The sequence below is a fragment of the Paraburkholderia sp. XV genome (assembly GCF_020177535.1).
Lineage (GTDB): Bacteria > Pseudomonadota > Gammaproteobacteria > Burkholderiales > Burkholderiaceae > Paraburkholderia > Paraburkholderia caribensis.
Window position 1 is genome coordinate 14,577 of sequence record NZ_JAGUUD010000069.1, and the last position, 14,016, is coordinate 28,592.

16 protein-coding genes are annotated in these 14,016 nt (G+C 64.6%); 5 read left to right on the forward strand and 11 right to left on the reverse strand.

The window, feature by feature from the left end:
• Positions 1–23: 23 nt before the first annotated feature.
• The 7 genes from KFO72_RS26980 to KFO72_RS27010 all read right to left on the reverse strand — a co-directional run bounded on the left by KFO72_RS26980 (position 24) and on the right by KFO72_RS27010 (position 6,394).
• Positions 24–782, reverse strand: a complete 759-nt coding sequence (locus KFO72_RS26980; protein ID WP_060603332.1) for a response regulator transcription factor — start codon at positions 780–782, stop codon at positions 24–26.
• A gap of 649 nt (positions 783–1,431) precedes the next feature.
• Positions 1,432–1,599 carry a hypothetical protein gene (locus tag KFO72_RS26985; RefSeq protein ID WP_225033423.1) on the reverse strand — a complete coding sequence of 56 codons (168 nt, stop codon included), beginning with the start codon at positions 1,597–1,599 and terminating at the stop codon, positions 1,432–1,434.
• A complete protein-coding gene (gene cydB, locus KFO72_RS26990; protein WP_054935165.1) occupies positions 1,577–2,578 on the reverse strand; it encodes a cytochrome d ubiquinol oxidase subunit II in 1,002 nt (333 codons plus the stop codon). Before cydB ends, KFO72_RS26985 begins: the two co-directional genes overlap by 23 nt.
• A gap of 29 nt (positions 2,579–2,607) precedes the next feature.
• Positions 2,608–4,014, reverse strand: coding sequence for a cytochrome ubiquinol oxidase subunit I (locus KFO72_RS26995; RefSeq protein WP_054935166.1), 1,407 nt, complete (start codon positions 4,012–4,014; stop codon positions 2,608–2,610).
• Positions 4,015–4,417: 403 nt separating this feature from the next.
• A complete protein-coding gene (locus tag KFO72_RS27000) occupies positions 4,418–4,606 on the reverse strand; it encodes a 4-oxalocrotonate tautomerase (protein WP_036001376.1) in 189 nt (62 codons plus the stop codon).
• A 25-nt stretch (positions 4,607–4,631) separates the two neighbouring features.
• Complete coding sequence (locus KFO72_RS27005) at positions 4,632–5,411, reverse strand: class II aldolase/adducin family protein (RefSeq protein WP_225033424.1); 780 nt, start codon at positions 5,409–5,411, stop codon at positions 4,632–4,634.
• A gap of 23 nt (positions 5,412–5,434) precedes the next feature.
• On the reverse strand, positions 5,435–6,394 hold the full coding sequence (locus KFO72_RS27010; RefSeq protein WP_225033425.1) for an urea transporter: 960 nt from the start codon (positions 6,392–6,394) through the stop codon (positions 5,435–5,437).
• 245 nt (positions 6,395–6,639) lie between these two features.
• Between KFO72_RS27010 and KFO72_RS27015 the strand changes: the two genes are divergently transcribed.
• Positions 6,640–7,194: a putative glycolipid-binding domain-containing protein gene (locus KFO72_RS27015; protein WP_224099984.1), complete on the forward strand. Its 555-nt coding sequence runs from the start codon at positions 6,640–6,642 to the stop codon at positions 7,192–7,194.
• A 57-nt stretch (positions 7,195–7,251) separates the two neighbouring features.
• Here the strand turns inward: KFO72_RS27015 and KFO72_RS27020 are convergent, their stop codons facing one another.
• Positions 7,252–7,818, reverse strand: coding sequence for a GNAT family N-acetyltransferase (locus KFO72_RS27020; protein ID WP_060603320.1), 567 nt, complete (start codon positions 7,816–7,818; stop codon positions 7,252–7,254).
• Between the two features lie 69 nt (positions 7,819–7,887).
• Entirely contained in the window at positions 7,888–8,070 is a 183-nt protein-coding gene (locus KFO72_RS27025) for a hypothetical protein (protein WP_225033426.1), read from the reverse strand.
• A gap of 29 nt (positions 8,071–8,099) precedes the next feature.
• Here KFO72_RS27025 and KFO72_RS27030 point away from each other — a divergent pair, with 29 nt between their 5' ends.
• Positions 8,100–9,203, forward strand: a complete 1,104-nt coding sequence (locus KFO72_RS27030) for an aromatic acid exporter family protein (RefSeq protein WP_225033427.1) — start codon at positions 8,100–8,102, stop codon at positions 9,201–9,203.
• Positions 9,204–9,335: 132 nt separating this feature from the next.
• The gene (locus tag KFO72_RS27035) at positions 9,336–9,890 is read left to right on the forward strand and encodes a thioesterase family protein (RefSeq protein WP_224099985.1); all 555 of its coding nucleotides are present in this window, start codon (positions 9,336–9,338) and stop codon (positions 9,888–9,890) included.
• A gap of 51 nt (positions 9,891–9,941) precedes the next feature.
• Here the strand turns inward: KFO72_RS27035 and KFO72_RS27040 are convergent, their stop codons facing one another.
• The gene (locus KFO72_RS27040; RefSeq protein WP_107203124.1) at positions 9,942–10,142 is read right to left on the reverse strand and encodes a hypothetical protein; all 201 of its coding nucleotides are present in this window, start codon (positions 10,140–10,142) and stop codon (positions 9,942–9,944) included.
• A 281-nt stretch (positions 10,143–10,423) separates the two neighbouring features.
• Complete coding sequence (locus tag KFO72_RS27045; RefSeq protein ID WP_224099987.1) at positions 10,424–11,158, reverse strand: CerR family C-terminal domain-containing protein; 735 nt, start codon at positions 11,156–11,158, stop codon at positions 10,424–10,426.
• Between the two features lie 127 nt (positions 11,159–11,285).
• Between KFO72_RS27045 and KFO72_RS27050 the strand changes: the two genes are divergently transcribed.
• Together KFO72_RS27050 and KFO72_RS27055 are read left to right on the forward strand one after the other, a co-directional pair.
• Positions 11,286–12,410: an HlyD family secretion protein gene (locus tag KFO72_RS27050; RefSeq protein ID WP_224099988.1), complete on the forward strand. Its 1,125-nt coding sequence runs from the start codon at positions 11,286–11,288 to the stop codon at positions 12,408–12,410.
• A complete protein-coding gene (locus tag KFO72_RS27055) occupies positions 12,403–13,971 on the forward strand; it encodes an MDR family MFS transporter (RefSeq protein WP_054935177.1) in 1,569 nt (522 codons plus the stop codon). Before KFO72_RS27050 ends, KFO72_RS27055 begins: the two co-directional genes overlap by 8 nt.
• Positions 13,972–14,016 lie beyond the last annotated feature (45 nt).

Consider the following 14,016-nt stretch of genomic DNA (forward strand, 5'->3'; position numbering starts at 1 on the left):
GTCGCCTTCTTTTCTATTCGCGATCAGAGCGTCTTTCCGGCTTCGAGCCAGCCGTTGATCACGGCAATGGCGGTTGCGCGGTTGTGCACGCCGAGTGCGCGGAAGATTACCGAAAGATGGACCTTGATCGTGCCTTCGGCAACGCCGAGATCGCGCGCGATCATCTTGTTGGTCCAGCCGCGATGCACGAGCCGCATGATTTCCTGCTGACGCGGCGACAGGTTCTCCAGCAGATGTTGCTGATGCGGCTGCAGCGCCTCAATGCGAACGGGCGCCGCTTCGGGCGGCGCGGCCGTCGTCTGTCCGGCGACGGCTGTCGCGTTCGCCGACGTCGCGGCTTCCGCCGTGGCAGTCGCGGCCGCCGTCTCGGCGCTGCGTGAGCCGAGCAGGCTCAGCGCTTCCATCGGCACATAGGCACCGCCCGACAGCACCAGCTCGATTGCCTTGAGCATCACGCTGGCGGGCTGGCGCTTCGGCACGAAACCGAGCGCGCCCGCTGCGAGCACGGCGCGCATTTCGTCCGGCGACTCTTCCGCCGACAGCACGACCACGGGCAGTGCCGGATTGGCTTTCAGCAGGGCATGCAACGAAGAGGCGCCCGTCATGCCGGGCATGTGAAGGTCGACGATGGCGAGGTCGTGGTTGGCGTCGGGCCTTGCGGCGGCGGCCAGCGTCTCCCAGGTATCGGCTTCGTCGAATACGGCGTCGGGATCGAGTCCGCGTAGCAGACCTTTGACGCCCTGGCGGATCAGTTCATGATCGTCGGCTACAAGAAACTTCATGATGTCTCCGCTATGGATCGGAGTTGGCAATTCAGCGCCTGACTCCGACCCCTTGCAGGCGCTCGGCCCTGCCGGTGTTGTGCCCAGTTGTCGGTCGGGACGAGGGCGGAGCGCACGCTCCCCGTGGCGCGTGCTCCGTCCATAAGGCCGCGCCGCACCCGGACGTGACCGCCCGCTGCGCCTCGCAACCCGCTGCACTCCCTGCGGCCCGACCAGCGGTGGGCCGTCCATGCAGCAACAGCTTGTTTTGCTTCCCAAGCCGCGATCATATGCCGGATCGCCGGATGGGTCATGCTTGTCGCCCGGCTGCGCCTGCCTTGCGGCCAGCGCCTGCCGCGCTCCATTGTTTGCGCCGGCCGTCTGGAATGCAACGGCGTCGGCGCGGTTCGATCAGTTGCTTTGGTCTCGCTCGCGCAGCCGCTGCGGCCTCGCCGGAAAGTCCGGCGCACTCGTCGCGGTTGGGGCGCGTGTGGTTTTCCCTGGTTTGTACGGCACTGCATCGGAGGCCAGGAGGATGGTGCTCTCGCGGCCTGCTACGTAGACGAGCTTCGCGGAAGGATTTTGAAGGCAAGCGGGCAGCCTCGACGGGCCGCCGGGCAGGTTATGCGCGGCGGATGCGCAGCAAGGTATGTGGCCCGTTGTCAGCCGTTCAGGCAATGGCGAACAGCGTCGCGTTCATCAGCGCCTTGAACGCATAGCCGACGATCATCGCGCCGGCCACACCGCCGCACCACAGCGCGACGAACCACAGCCAGCCTGGCAGCCGCACCTGGCGCGAGCGGGAGGGGGCGGGCTTAGTGGTAATGGGCGTCGCCATGGCGCACCTTGCCGCGGAAAACCCAGTAGCCCATCGTCGTATAGCCGATGATGATGGGGATGATGATGGCCGCGCCGACCAGCGTGAACATCTGGCTCGAACGCGGAGCGGCCGCTTCCCAGAGCGTGAGGCTCGACGGAATCGCGTACGGCCACAGGCTCACGAGCAATCCGACATAGCCGAGCAGCACCAGGCCGAGCGCCATCATGAACGGCGTGTTGTGATGCCGGTCGCGCACTGCGCGGCGCATGAAGAACGCGCAGATGGCGACGAGGAACGGCACGGGCAGCAGGCGCCAGAAGATGCCGGCGTCGAACCAGCGCTGTGCGATCTCGGGTTCCTGCAGCGGCGTCCACAGGCTGACGACGACGATGAAGCCGAGCAGCACGATCGTCAGCGGCCACACGACGCGATGCAGCCGCCGTTGCAGATCGCCTTCCGTTTTCGCGACGAGCCAGCAGCAGCCGAGCAGCGCATACGTGACGACGAGGCCGAGACCCGTGAGCAGCGAGAACGGCGTGAGCCAGCCGAAGGCATCGCCCGCGAAGCTGCCGTCGACAACCGGGATGCCCTGCAGGAACGCGCCGAGCGCAATGCCCTGAAAGAACGCCGCGCCCGTCGAGCCGCCGATGAACGCCAGATCCCAAAGATGCTTCGTGCGATTCGCCTTGGCGCGGATTTCGAACGACACGCCGCGGAAGATCAGGCACACGAGCATGAAGACGAGGGGCAGATAGAGCGCGGACAGCACCGTCGAATAGACGATGGGGAACGCCGCGAACAGGCCTGCGCCGCCGAGCACGAGCCATGTCTCGTTGCCGTCCCAGACGGGCGCGACGGTGTTCATCATCAGGTCGCGTTCTTTTTCGTCGGGGAAGAACGGAAACACTATGCCGATGCCCAGATCGAAACCGTCCAGCACGACGTAGATGAATAGGCCCAGTGCGATGATCGCGGCCCAGACTATGGTCACATCCATTTTTCTCTCGCGGTTTTTCGAATGAAGGATCAGGCGTCGATCATCTGGTCGACGGCGGACAGCGGGCGGCGCGCAGTGCGACCGGGCGCATCGGGGATGCCGTCCGGTGTGTGGCCGGGCAACGCGGGGCCGGAGCGCATCAGCTTGAACATGTAGTAGATGCCCGTGCCGAACACGAGGAAGTAGATGACGACGAACGCCATCAACGAAATGCCGACCTGTTGCGCGGAAAGCGGCGACACGGCTTCGACGGTGCGCTTGACGCCATACACGACCCAAGGCTGGCGGCCGACTTCCGTCGTCACCCAGCCGGCGAGCAGCGACACAAAGCCCGTCGGTCCCATCGCGATCGCGATGCGATGGAACCACTTCGCGTCGTACAGCTTGCCGCGGCGGCGCAGCGCCCAGGCGGCGAGTGCGAAGGCGATCATCGCGACGCCGAGGCCCGCCATCACGCGGAAGCTCCAGAACACGACGGTCGAATTCGGGCGGTCTTCTTTCGGGAAGCTCTTCAGCCCGCGGATTTCGCCGTCCCAGCTATGCGTGAGGATCAGGCTGCCGAGATGCGGAATCGACACGGCGTACTTCGTGGTTTCCGCCTGCATGTCGGGGATGCCGAACAGGTTCAGCGCGGTGCCGCCTTTCTCGGTGTCCCACAGGCCTTCGATCGCCGCGATCTTCGCGGGCTGGTGTTCGCGCGTGTTGAGTCCGTGCGCGTCGCCGACGATGGCCTGGACGGGCGCGAGGACGAGCAGCATCCACAGCGCCATCGAGAACATCTTCTTCACGGCGTTGTCACGCCGTCCTTTGAGCAGATGCCATGCGCCCACTGCCGCGACGACGAGCGCCGTGACGATGAACGCGGCGATCGCCATGTGCGCGAGGCGGTAGGGGAAAGAGGGGTTGAAGATGATCTTGAACCAGTCGACGGGGACGACATGGTTATCGACGATATCGAAGCCTTGCGGCGTCTGCATCCAGCTGTTGGAGGCGAGAATCCAGAACGTCGAGATCAGCGTGCCGATGGCGACCATCAGCGTTGCGCCGAAGTGGGCACGCGGGCTGACGCGTTGCCAGCCGAACAGCATGATGCCGAGAAAGCCTGCTTCGAGGAAGAACGCGGTCATCACCTCGTACATCAGCAGCGGGCCAGTGACGGGGCCGGCGAATGACGAGAAGCCCGACCAGTTCGTGCCGAACTCGTAGCTCATGACGACGCCGGAGACGACGCCCATGCCGAAGGCCACGGCGAAGATCTTCGACCAGAACAGACAAAGATCTTTGTAGTAGGCCTTACCGGTTTTGAGCCAACGCCATTCGAGGACGGCGATGAAGCTGGCGAGCCCGATGCTGAGTGCAGGAAAGATGATGTGAAACGAGACCGTGAACGCGAACTGCATGCGTGCGAGGTCGAAGGCGGAGATTGCGGTGGTCATGTGTCCGAATCCGGGTTCGTGCAGATGACCGCAAGCGTAGGGGAATGTTTGTTGTTTTGCTGCGGCGCTTTGTGTGGCGATTTGGCGCAGATTGGCGCTTCTGCGGGCGCGCTTTTTTTCTGTAAGCAGTTGATCTGCATCAGGATTTGGTTTTGCTGGTCTGCGCGGCGGTCGCGTGCGTTTGCGGGGGAAGTGCGGCAATCGACCGCGTCGCAGCACGCTGTTTGTCGATGTCGCGCGACGCGGGCGTGTGGTGGGATGTCGCAGGGGCTTTGTTTTTTTGTCTGCGACGCGTTAAGGGTGGTTTGCTTGTGTTTGTGCTGGCATCCGCGTTACGCAACGCGGATGCCGGCGCAAACACAAGCAAACCACCCTTAACGCGTCGCAGACAACGAAAAAACCCTTACCCAACATCAGACCAGAGCTTCCCGCCCGTAGCCCAATTCTCCCGCTTGACATCAATAAGCACAATATCAACAGAGCCCGGCTCGACATTCAGCGACTCGCACGTCGCCTTCGTGATGGCCTCCACGAACTGACGCTTCTGCTCAACAGTACGACCTTCAAAAAGCTCGATATGAAAAGTAGGCATGTCCAGTATTCCTTATAAAAAAATCTCAACCCTTATAAGAAGCATCGATGCGATCAAGCTTCCGCAACAACGCGGGCCATTCAATGGCACCTTCAACCGCGCCTCCATCGTAAAGCTGCTCAGCCGTGCGCTCAGCCACGGCCTCCGACGGCAACACCAACGCGCCGCCGCCCGCCTGCGCCTGCAATTGAATCTCGCAAGCCTTGATGAGCGTCGCCATCAGCACATACGCTTCCGCAACCGTGCGGCCCGTCGTCAGCGTACCGTGATTACGCAATAGCATCGCTGGCTTGTCGGCGAGGTCGACGACGAGGCGCTCGCCTTCCGCCGGCGTGAACGCAAGGCCCTCGTAATCGTGATACGCAAGATACCCATGAAAGCGCAGCGCATGCTGCGAGCCCGGCAAGAGCCCATCCTTTTGCAGCGACACGGCAATACCCGCCGTATTGTGCAGATGCATCACGCAAAACGCGTCGGCGCGCGCCGCATGAACCGCCGCGTGCAACGCGAAGCCGGGCGCGTTCACCGGATGCTCGCTCGCCCCGACGATGTTGCCCGCGATATCGGTCTTCACCAGATTCGACGCGCACACTTCATCGAACGAGAGGCCGAACGGATTGATCAGAAAATGACCGGGCTCGTCGGGCACGCTCGCCGAAATATGCGTGTAGACGAGATCGTCCCAGCCGTTGAGCGCCGCAAGCCGGTACGCAGCGGCGAGATCGACCCGCGTGCGCTGCTCCGCTTCCGACATCGGCTTAGACTGCGCGATGCGGCCCGCAGGCGTATGAGCAAACGACGACATGACTTCTCCTGTTGCTGGCCGCTTCAGCCCCCAGGCGAAACGGCACGGGTTGCTTTCCGTCGACGCCCTGCGCCCGCAGATCTGTCGATCGCGGAATCAGGCACGCGGCTCAGGTTGCTGGTGTTCGAGCGGCGAGTATCGCGCATCAGCAAGCGAATCGTCCACGTCGCGACGACGAACGGCGCAGTCATCGCCGGCAGGTCCCACGCAATGGCGGCGTGCTGCATCGCGACGGATACACCCACGCCAGCGAGCGCCGCCAGCACGCCGCAATCGGCTAGAGCGAGCGCCGCGAGCGCGCCATTGAATCCTAACAGGCCCGCCGCGAGCGATGCGCTATCCGCGCCGATCAGCCAATGCGCCAAGGTCGCGAGCGCCGCACCCGCGAGCGCAAATAGCGCGGAGCGCACCGACGACAGTGCAATGCCGCCAAGTATCAACACGCCCGCAAGCGCGCTGCACGCAAACGATGTCTGCGCCACACCCGTCAGCAAGCCGCGCATTGAATCGAACCCTGAAATCGCATCGCTCGCTGCTACGTGCGCCGTCGGCAAATAGACAAGCGGCAGCCACGCCCACGTCACAAGCAGGCAAGGGCTCGAATAGAAGCCAAGACCGCGCGAGCGCAATAGCCGCTCCCACGGGCCGAGCAGCCATGCAGCCGCCGTCGCCGCGAGTATCGCAACGGCCATCGCGGTGGCGTCGTCGGCGATAAAGGTGGCTGCGGCAAGTCCCGCGAGCGCGCCGTTGAAGCCGTGCAGTCCGTCGTGTGTATCGGCGGGATCGTAGCCGCGCAATACGGCGCCCACGTTCGCCGCGATCGCGCCCGTCAGCGCGGCGCATGCGAGGCGCACATCGCTGACTAGCCACCCCGCCAGCACGCACGCGCCCGTCGCTGCGTTCCGTTGCAGGACGATCTGCCCGAAGTTGCGCAGCAACGTGCGCAATGGATCGAAGGGTGCTTCATGGTGCGCGGCGGACATGGGTAATACCGTTTCAACTGACGTGACGAAGACATGACGACGCCGCGCGAGGCGGAACTCACGCGGCGCTTTCGATTCGAAGCAGACGAACCGCGAGCATAGGGCAGGCGAGACGCGAACGGCATGCGCGCGCGTTGATAGCGGCTATTTGAGCGAGGCGGTCGCGCGACTCATCGGTCCGCGTGGCGCGTTACGATCACATCCATGGTCGCATCATTCCCGGCGATCCCACAGGAGACATATTCATGCGTGAAGTGCGATGGACCCCGGAAGAGGGCGAAGGCGTCGAGCATCTCGCGTTCGACGCGCGCGCCGACGGCTTTTACGCCGAAAGCGTGCTGGTCGGCGAGCGCGATGGTCGCGCATACGGCATGACGTATCGCGTGAAATGCGATCCGCAATGGCGCACGCTGCATGCGTGGCTGAAGGTGACGGGCGGCCCCGAACTCGAATTGCACGGCGACGGCGAAGGCAACTGGCGCGATGGGCATGGGCTCGTATTGCCGTCGCTGGCGGGCTGCATCGATATCGACATCGCCGCCACGCCGTTCACGAACACGCTGCCGATCCGCCGCTTGAAACTGGCCAAGGGCGCGCGCGAGCCGATTGGCGTCGTGTTCATTTCGACGCCCGATTTACAGGTCTCGCGCGTCGAGCAGGCCTACACCTGCATCGAGCCGGACAGCGAGTATCGCTACGAAGGCATCGACACCGGCTTCGCGGCGGAGCTGAAAGTGGACGGGGACGGACTGGTCATCGACTATCCGACGATGTTCACGCGCACCTTGCCGCCAGTCTGACGCGGCGCTTCACGCCCGCCGTCGAACGCGTCGATGCATTCCGGCCTGGTGCGCGCTTTAGTCGCTGGCCGCTTCTGCGTCGGCGGGCAGTGCGTCGCTGCCCTGTCCGAGCGCGCGCTGCATCACCGTCGAGTCGAGCCAGCGGCCATGCTTGAAGCCGACGGCCTTCAACGTGCCGACCAGTTCGAATCCTGCATTACGGTGCAGCGACATCGAGCCGCCGCGTCCGCCGTCGGCGATGACGGCGATCATCTGGCGCCACGGGCCCTGCTCACATCGATCGATGAGTTCCGCGAGCAGCGCGCGTCCGACGCCGCGGCCACGGCACGCATCGTCGATATAGATCGAGTCTTCGATCGTAAAGCGATACGCGATTCGCGGACGATAGAGCGTTGCATACGCGTAGCCCGCGATCTTGCCGTCGACGATCGCCACGATATACGGCAAGCCATGCGAAAGCACGGCGGCGCGGCGCTGCCGCAAATCGTCGACGGACGGCGGCGTCTCTTCGAACGAAGCGACGCCTGTCAGCACGTGGTGCGCGTAGATGGCCTGGATGGCGTGGAAGTCGGCGTCGGTGGCGTCGCGGATGACGGGCGCGGCGGCCGGAGAGGTCTCGCTCATTGTGTCGGGTTGCGGTGTCGAGGCTGGAAACGCTCACTATGCCTGCGGCGCGCAAGGAAATGAAGCGGGTCAAAAATGGCGGCGGCCTGTGCGACGGGCGCCGATGAGGGTGAGCCAATCCAGGAGGGTGAGCCAGTCAAGGATGGTGAGCCAATCCAGGATGGTGAGCCAATCCAGGAGCCATGGCTGCCGCTCGTCTGCGCCGATCGAGGCGCCGGTACAATTCGAACCAGCCACGCCGATGCCAGTCATAGAGTGCCTTCCCGCCTGCAGGAGCAGCCATGTCGACCGCTTCGTACGCCCACAAGCCGCTGACGCCGTTTCGCCGCGCGCTCGCGCGCTTCTCGCTTTCGGAAAACGCCAAGTACGTCAAGCTCGCGCTCGGGCTATGGATCGGCTTCTGGGTTCCGTATAGCCTCGGTTATCCCGAGGCGGCCGTCGCGCTCGCCAGTTCGACGATGCTCACGCTCGCGCTCGGCAGTTCGATCTCCGCCGCACGCGGCTACTTCTATCGACGCGTGATGTCGAACGTCGTCGCGATGCCGATCGCCACGCTCGTGATCTGGCTCACGGCGCCGCATCTGTTGCTTGGCACGCTGCTGTTGCCGCTTGTGATCTTCGCGATCGTGCGCCTGAGGCCGTCGCTGTTCCAGATGACGAGCATCACGATTCCGATGACGCTCGTGCTCTACACAGGCGAACATATTCCGCTGCTCGAACAGCGCCTGATCGGCGTCGTGCTGGGCATGCTGCTCGGCTTCATCATCCAGCAGGTAGCCTTTCCGCCCGATCACGGCTTCTGGGCGAACCGCCTCGTCAACGACGGCAACGAACAGGCGTTGCAAGCGCTCGGTCAGATCGCGTCGGGCCGGCACGATCCGGCGCAACTGAAAACGCTCATCGGCCAGTTGCGCAAGACGAGCACCGACCTGAAGGAATCGCACGATCTGCTCAAGCTCGATCTGCAGCAGGCGTGGATGTCGCCGCATCTGCAGCGCAATCGCGACCGGCTGCCGCTGTTCTGGTGTTACCACGAACTGTTCGACTCGCTCGTCAACTTCCTGGAGACGGTCGATACGTTTCACGAGCAGTTCGCCGCGCTCGATCCCCGCTGGCGCGAAGCGTTCCTCGCCGGTCTCGCCAGGCTGCTCGAAGCGCACGGGAAGCTCGCGCTGGTGGCGGATCTGCGAGTCGAGCGCGCGGCGCTCGAAAAGAAGCCCTTGCAGATGGACGCATTGCGCGACATCGTCGATACCTTGCCCGCGCCCGGCGTGTTCACGAGCGTCTATCTGGGCCATCTGGCGGGTTACGGGATTCTGCTGTGCCGGCTGAGCGACATGCATACGCAGCATCTGGCGGCCGCGCAGCCGTCAAAGGCGATGTGAGGCATGCCGCAAAAAGGCGGCGCGGCCAGCGGCATGTGAAGAAGCCCTCTATACCACGGGCCGCCCGCCTGCCGGACTGTCGATTAACATGCGTGCTCTTGCAACGTTCGCCTCGCCGATGCGAGCTTTCTCATGAACCTGCTGTTACGCCTGTTCCTCACTTTCCTGTTGAGTCCGCGCCGCGGGCATCTGCATGTGCTCGATACCTGCGTCACGCCGTTTCGCGTGTGGCCGAACGATCTCGACGTGCTGCGCCATATGACGAACGGCCGCTACTTCACGATCCTCGATCTGGCGCGCGTCGACCTGATGATCCGCTCGCGCGTCTGGCCGCAGATCAAACGGCAGGGCTGGTATCCCGTCGTCACGCTGGAGACGATGCGCTTTCATCGCTCACTGGAGTTGTGGGACCGCTATGACGTCGCGACGCGTGTGATCGGCTGGGACGAACGGCACGTGTTTCTCGAGCAGGCGTTCATCCGCGATGGCGTGCAGGTTGCGCTGGGCGTCGTGCGCACGCGCTTTCTGAAGCGCAGCGGCGGCACCGTGCCGACGGGCGAACTGCTCGGGCTGGCGGGTGTCACCCAGACGTCGCCCGCGTTGCCCGAGTGGGTCGTGCAGTGGAGCGCGGCGGAAGGCGGGATGACGCCGCCCGCCGCACCGCGCGAGATGTCCGCACGCAGTTGAACGGCACGCGACGCGCTTGCCAGGTGCGCGCCGCGCGGCGCCGGGCCAGGGTCAGGCGCGCGCCGTTGCATGCGGCACGACGGCCGCGCCGTGCGGTCCATCGCCTCCCGGTCCTCCGCCAGGACCGCCGCCGCCGGGCCCACCGCCGTGGCCCGGTCCGCCGCCGTCCCAGCCAGGCCCCGGTCCCCACCAGCATCCGGACAACGTGGCGGTCAATGCGGCCATGACGGCCAGAATCGCGAGCTTGCGCATCGATTGCTCCTTCAATGAGTTGTGCATGTCGCCGCGCCGCTGCGAACATGTGCGGCGCAGTGCGAAGCCGCACCTTACCCATCCTGGGACAATCGCGTTTAACAGCCTCGTTACAGAATCAACAGAAGTTTGCGAGCCGCGGCGTGCCCAACGTGCCGTGGAAGGGCGCCCGAAGGCCCGCCGCGCATGGCGTTGCGCGTCTGCGCTACGCGGCGGCGTCCGTCACGCTCTGTCTGACTTTGTAAGGGACGTTAAGGCATTCGCAGGCGGACTGCGTCGCCTTACTTCTTCTTGCGGCGCTTGCTGTTCGCGTCGCGCCATTCGATCATCGCGCGCAGCAGCACGACGCTCTGTTCGTCGATGATCGCGCAGAGCTGCTTGAGCCGCGCACCGTCGATCGACTTCCACTGCAACGCCGCCAGTGCCGTGCAGCGCGTGAGATGAAAGGACACGAGCTGTCCGTTGATCGCCAGCAGGCGGATCACCGTTTCGGGATCATCAGCCGGCTTTCCCAGCAGGCGCCCGATGATTTCCGAGCTCACGCTCAAAAGCGGCTTGCGCATGCGCTCGTTCAGGCGTTCGGCGGCGAACGCCGGGCCGAGTCCCGCCTGCTCGCGCGCCATGAATAACCGCCAGGTGGCAGGCGTCTCCGTCGTGAACAGATAACTGGCGACGCGCGCCTGAATCGCGCGAAACGCGTCGATCAGCTCGTCGTCGGAAGGGTTGGCGTCGAGCACGGTTTGCGCGGCCGCGACGGCATCCGCGAAGTAGTCCGCCACGTTCGCCATGATGTATTCGACGCAGGCCTGATAGACGCCTTCCTTGTTGTCGAAGTAATACACGAGCGCGGGCGCGTTGACGCCCGCATGCTCGGCGATGTCGCGCGTGGATGCACCTTCGAAGCCGCGTTCGCCGAACAGGCTCAGCGCCGCCTCGATGATCTTCGCGCGGGTCTCTTCGCCGCGCTGGTAGCCGCCTTCCGCTGCGGGGCGGTGTCTCGGTGTGCGTGTCGTCACTTCGTCTGAGGGTGGATAGGAGACAAGCGGAAAGGTAAATGGTAAGGATCGTAAAAACAATATTGTTGACTAAATTGTACCAACTGGAATAATTATAACGAACGGTATAAATTTATCTGGGGTCAACATGTCAGCCACTTTGCCCGTCGAAGACTCCGAGCGCGCCGCGAGCGCGCAACGGTCCAGAAAGAAGGGCGTATTTCTCATCATCGGCGGCGTCGCCGTGCTTGGCGCGATTGCGTGGGGCGCGCACTGGTGGACGGTGGGGCGCTACATCGAAAGCACTGACGACGCTTATCTTCAGGCCGACGGCATGACCGTTGCGCCGAAGGTGTCGGGCTACGTGGCCGACGTGCTGGTCGGCGACAACCAGTCCGTCAAACGCGGCGAGCCGCTTGTGCGGCTCGACAGCCGCCAGTACGACGCGGTGCTCGAACAGGCGAACGCGACCATTGCCGCGCGCCGCGCCGACATCCTGCGGGGTGAAGCGGAACTCGCGCAGCAGCAGGCGGCCATCGCGCAAGCCCGCGCGCAACTCGACGGCGCGAGCGCGAACGAGGCCCACGCGGCCGATCAGGTCAGGCGCTACGAGCCGCTCGCCGCGACGGGCGCCGAGACGGGCGAGCGCGTCGCCGAGCTGCGCAACTCGCAGCGTCAGGCGAGCGCCACGCGCGCCGCCGATGCCGCCGCGCTGCAAAGCGCCGAACGCCAGATCGCGACCACCCACGCCGCGATCGAACAGGCGCGCGCGCAGCTGGCCGCCGCCGAAGCAAGTGCGCGTCAGGCGCAACTCGATACGCAGGACACGGTGCTCAAGAGTCCCATCGACGGACGGGTCGGCGACCGCAGCGTGCGCGTCGGTCAATACGCGCAGCCGGGCTCGCGCTTCATGACGATCGTGCCCGTGCAGGACGTGTATCTCGTCGCCAACTTCAAGGAAACGCAGATCGGCATGATGCGCGTCGGGCAGCCTGTGACGCTGCGTGTCGACGCGTTGCCGGGCGCGAAGCTGCACGGCAGGATCGACAGTTTCTCGCCGGGCACGGGCTCGCAGTTTGCGTTGCTGCCCGCGCAGAACGCGACGGGCAACTTCACGAAGATCGTGCAGCGCGTGCCTGTGCGCATCCGGCTCGACGTCGGGCAGGAAACCCGCAAGGTGCTGCTGCCGGGGCTGTCGGTGAATGTCGACGTGGACACGCGCGGCGCGCGCGACAACGAAGCGCGTATCGAACGCGAGAACGGCCGTGGCTGAGCACGCTGCCGCGAAACCCGCCAACGCCACTGCCGCCGACTGGACGGCCGTGGCCGCGGGCGCGCTCGGCGCGCTGATGGCGACGCTCGATATCTCGATCACGAACTCCGCCTTGCCGCAGATTCAAGGGCAGATCGGCGCGACGGGCACGGAAGGCACATGGATATCGACGGGCTATCTGATGTCCGAGATCGTGATGATTCCGCTCGCCGCATGGCTGACGCGCGTATTCGGGCTGCGCAATTTCCTGCTCGGCAACGCGACGCTCTTCACGCTGTTTTCGATTCTCTGCGGGATGTCGCACAGCCTGCCGCAGATGATCGTCGGGCGGATCGGCCAGGGCTTCGCGGGCGGCGCGATGATTCCGACTGCGCAGACCATCGTTGCGACGCGGCTGCCGCGTCATCAGATGCCGATCGGCATGACGATGTTCGGTCTGATCGTGCTGCTCGGGCCGTTGCTTGGGCCGGTGGTCGGCGGGTGGCTCGCGGAGAACATCGACTGGAGCTGGTGTTTCTTTCTCAATCTGCCCGTGGGCGTGGCGCTCGTCGTGCTGCTCGTTGCAGGACTGGACAACGCGCGCACCAACTGGCAGCAATTCGTGCGCGCGGACTGGCTCGGTATCGTCGGGATGGCGGCGGGTCTGAGTTCGCTGACGGTGGTGCTCGAAGAAGGACAGCGCGAGCGCTGGTTCGAATCGCCGATGATCGTGTGGCTGAGCGTGGTCGCCGCCGTCGGCATTGTGCTGCTGCTTGCCGCGCAGTTCGTGTCGAAGCAGCCAATCGTGCGTCTGAAGCTGCTCACCAACGCGCGCTATGCGAGCGTGATCTTCATCGTCTTCACGGTCGGCGCCGGGCTGTACTGCGTGTCGTATCTCTTGCCGCAGTTTCTCTCCGGCGTGGCGGGCTACAACGCCCAGCAGTCGGGCGCGGTGATGCTGATGTCGGGTCTGCCCGCGTTTCTGATGATGCCCGTGCTGCCGCGTCTGATGGGGCGCGTCGATACGCGGCTGCTCGTGATGGCGGGCCTGGCGTGTTTCGCGGGCAGTTGCATGCTCGATATTTCGCTGACTGCGCAAAGCGCGGGCGACGACTTCACGTGGTCGCAACTGCTGCGCGGCGTCGGCCAGGTGCTCGCAATGATGCCGCTCAACCAGGCATCGATGGCGGCCGTGCCGCGCGAGCAGGCGGGCGACGCAGCAGGTCTCTACAACATGGCGCGCAATCTGGGCGGCTCGGTGGGGCTCGCGCTGCTCGGCACGTTCATCGACCGGCGCAATACGTTTCATGACGACATGATCCGCGAGTCGGTGACGGCGAACTCGCTGATCGGTCAGGAGCACGTCGCGCAGAGCGCAGCGGGATTCTTCGCGGAGCATGGCGACATGGCCTACGCGAAGATGCAGGCGCTCGGCCAGCTCGCGGCCCAAATGCAGTTGCAGGCGAGCGTGATCACGTTTTCGGAAACCTTCTACGTGCTCGCCGTCGCGCTGCTGCTGTGCATTCCTCTCGCTTTACTTCTCAAGAAGCCGGCACCCGGCACGCCGTCGGCCGGACATTGACACCTGTGATGAAGCCAATTGATTTTGCCGCTCAGCGCGGCGCTG

What these genes read in the sequence shown, in the direction of transcription:
- KFO72_RS26980 (WP_060603332.1), bottom strand. Translation starts at nt 782, where the DNA reads ATGAAGTTTCTTGTAGCCGACGATCATGAACTGATCCGCCAGGGCGTC.
- KFO72_RS26985 (WP_225033423.1), bottom strand. Translation starts at nt 1,599, where the DNA reads ATGGCGACGCCCATTACCACTAAGCCCGCCCCCTCCCGCTCGCGCCAG.
- cydB (WP_054935165.1), bottom strand. Translation starts at nt 2,578, where the DNA reads ATGGATGTGACCATAGTCTGGGCCGCGATCATCGCACTGGGCCTATTC.
- KFO72_RS26995 (WP_054935166.1), bottom strand. Translation starts at nt 4,014, where the DNA reads ATGACCACCGCAATCTCCGCCTTCGACCTCGCACGCATGCAGTTCGCG.
- KFO72_RS27000 (WP_036001376.1), bottom strand. Translation starts at nt 4,606, where the DNA reads ATGCCTACTTTTCATATCGAGCTTTTTGAAGGTCGTACTGTTGAGCAG.
- KFO72_RS27005 (WP_225033424.1), bottom strand. Translation starts at nt 5,411, where the DNA reads ATGTCGTCGTTTGCTCATACGCCTGCGGGCCGCATCGCGCAGTCTAAG.
- KFO72_RS27010 (WP_225033425.1), bottom strand. Translation starts at nt 6,394, where the DNA reads ATGTCCGCCGCGCACCATGAAGCACCCTTCGATCCATTGCGCACGTTG.
- KFO72_RS27015 (WP_224099984.1), top strand. Translation starts at nt 6,640, where the DNA reads ATGCGTGAAGTGCGATGGACCCCGGAAGAGGGCGAAGGCGTCGAGCAT.
- KFO72_RS27020 (WP_060603320.1), bottom strand. Translation starts at nt 7,818, where the DNA reads ATGAGCGAGACCTCTCCGGCCGCCGCGCCCGTCATCCGCGACGCCACC.
- KFO72_RS27025 (WP_225033426.1), bottom strand. Translation starts at nt 8,070, where the DNA reads ATGACTGGCATCGGCGTGGCTGGTTCGAATTGTACCGGCGCCTCGATC.
- KFO72_RS27030 (WP_225033427.1), top strand. Translation starts at nt 8,100, where the DNA reads ATGTCGACCGCTTCGTACGCCCACAAGCCGCTGACGCCGTTTCGCCGC.
- KFO72_RS27035 (WP_224099985.1), top strand. Translation starts at nt 9,336, where the DNA reads ATGAACCTGCTGTTACGCCTGTTCCTCACTTTCCTGTTGAGTCCGCGC.
- KFO72_RS27040 (WP_107203124.1), bottom strand. Translation starts at nt 10,142, where the DNA reads ATGCGCAAGCTCGCGATTCTGGCCGTCATGGCCGCATTGACCGCCACG.
- KFO72_RS27050 (WP_224099988.1), top strand. Translation starts at nt 11,286, where the DNA reads ATGTCAGCCACTTTGCCCGTCGAAGACTCCGAGCGCGCCGCGAGCGCG.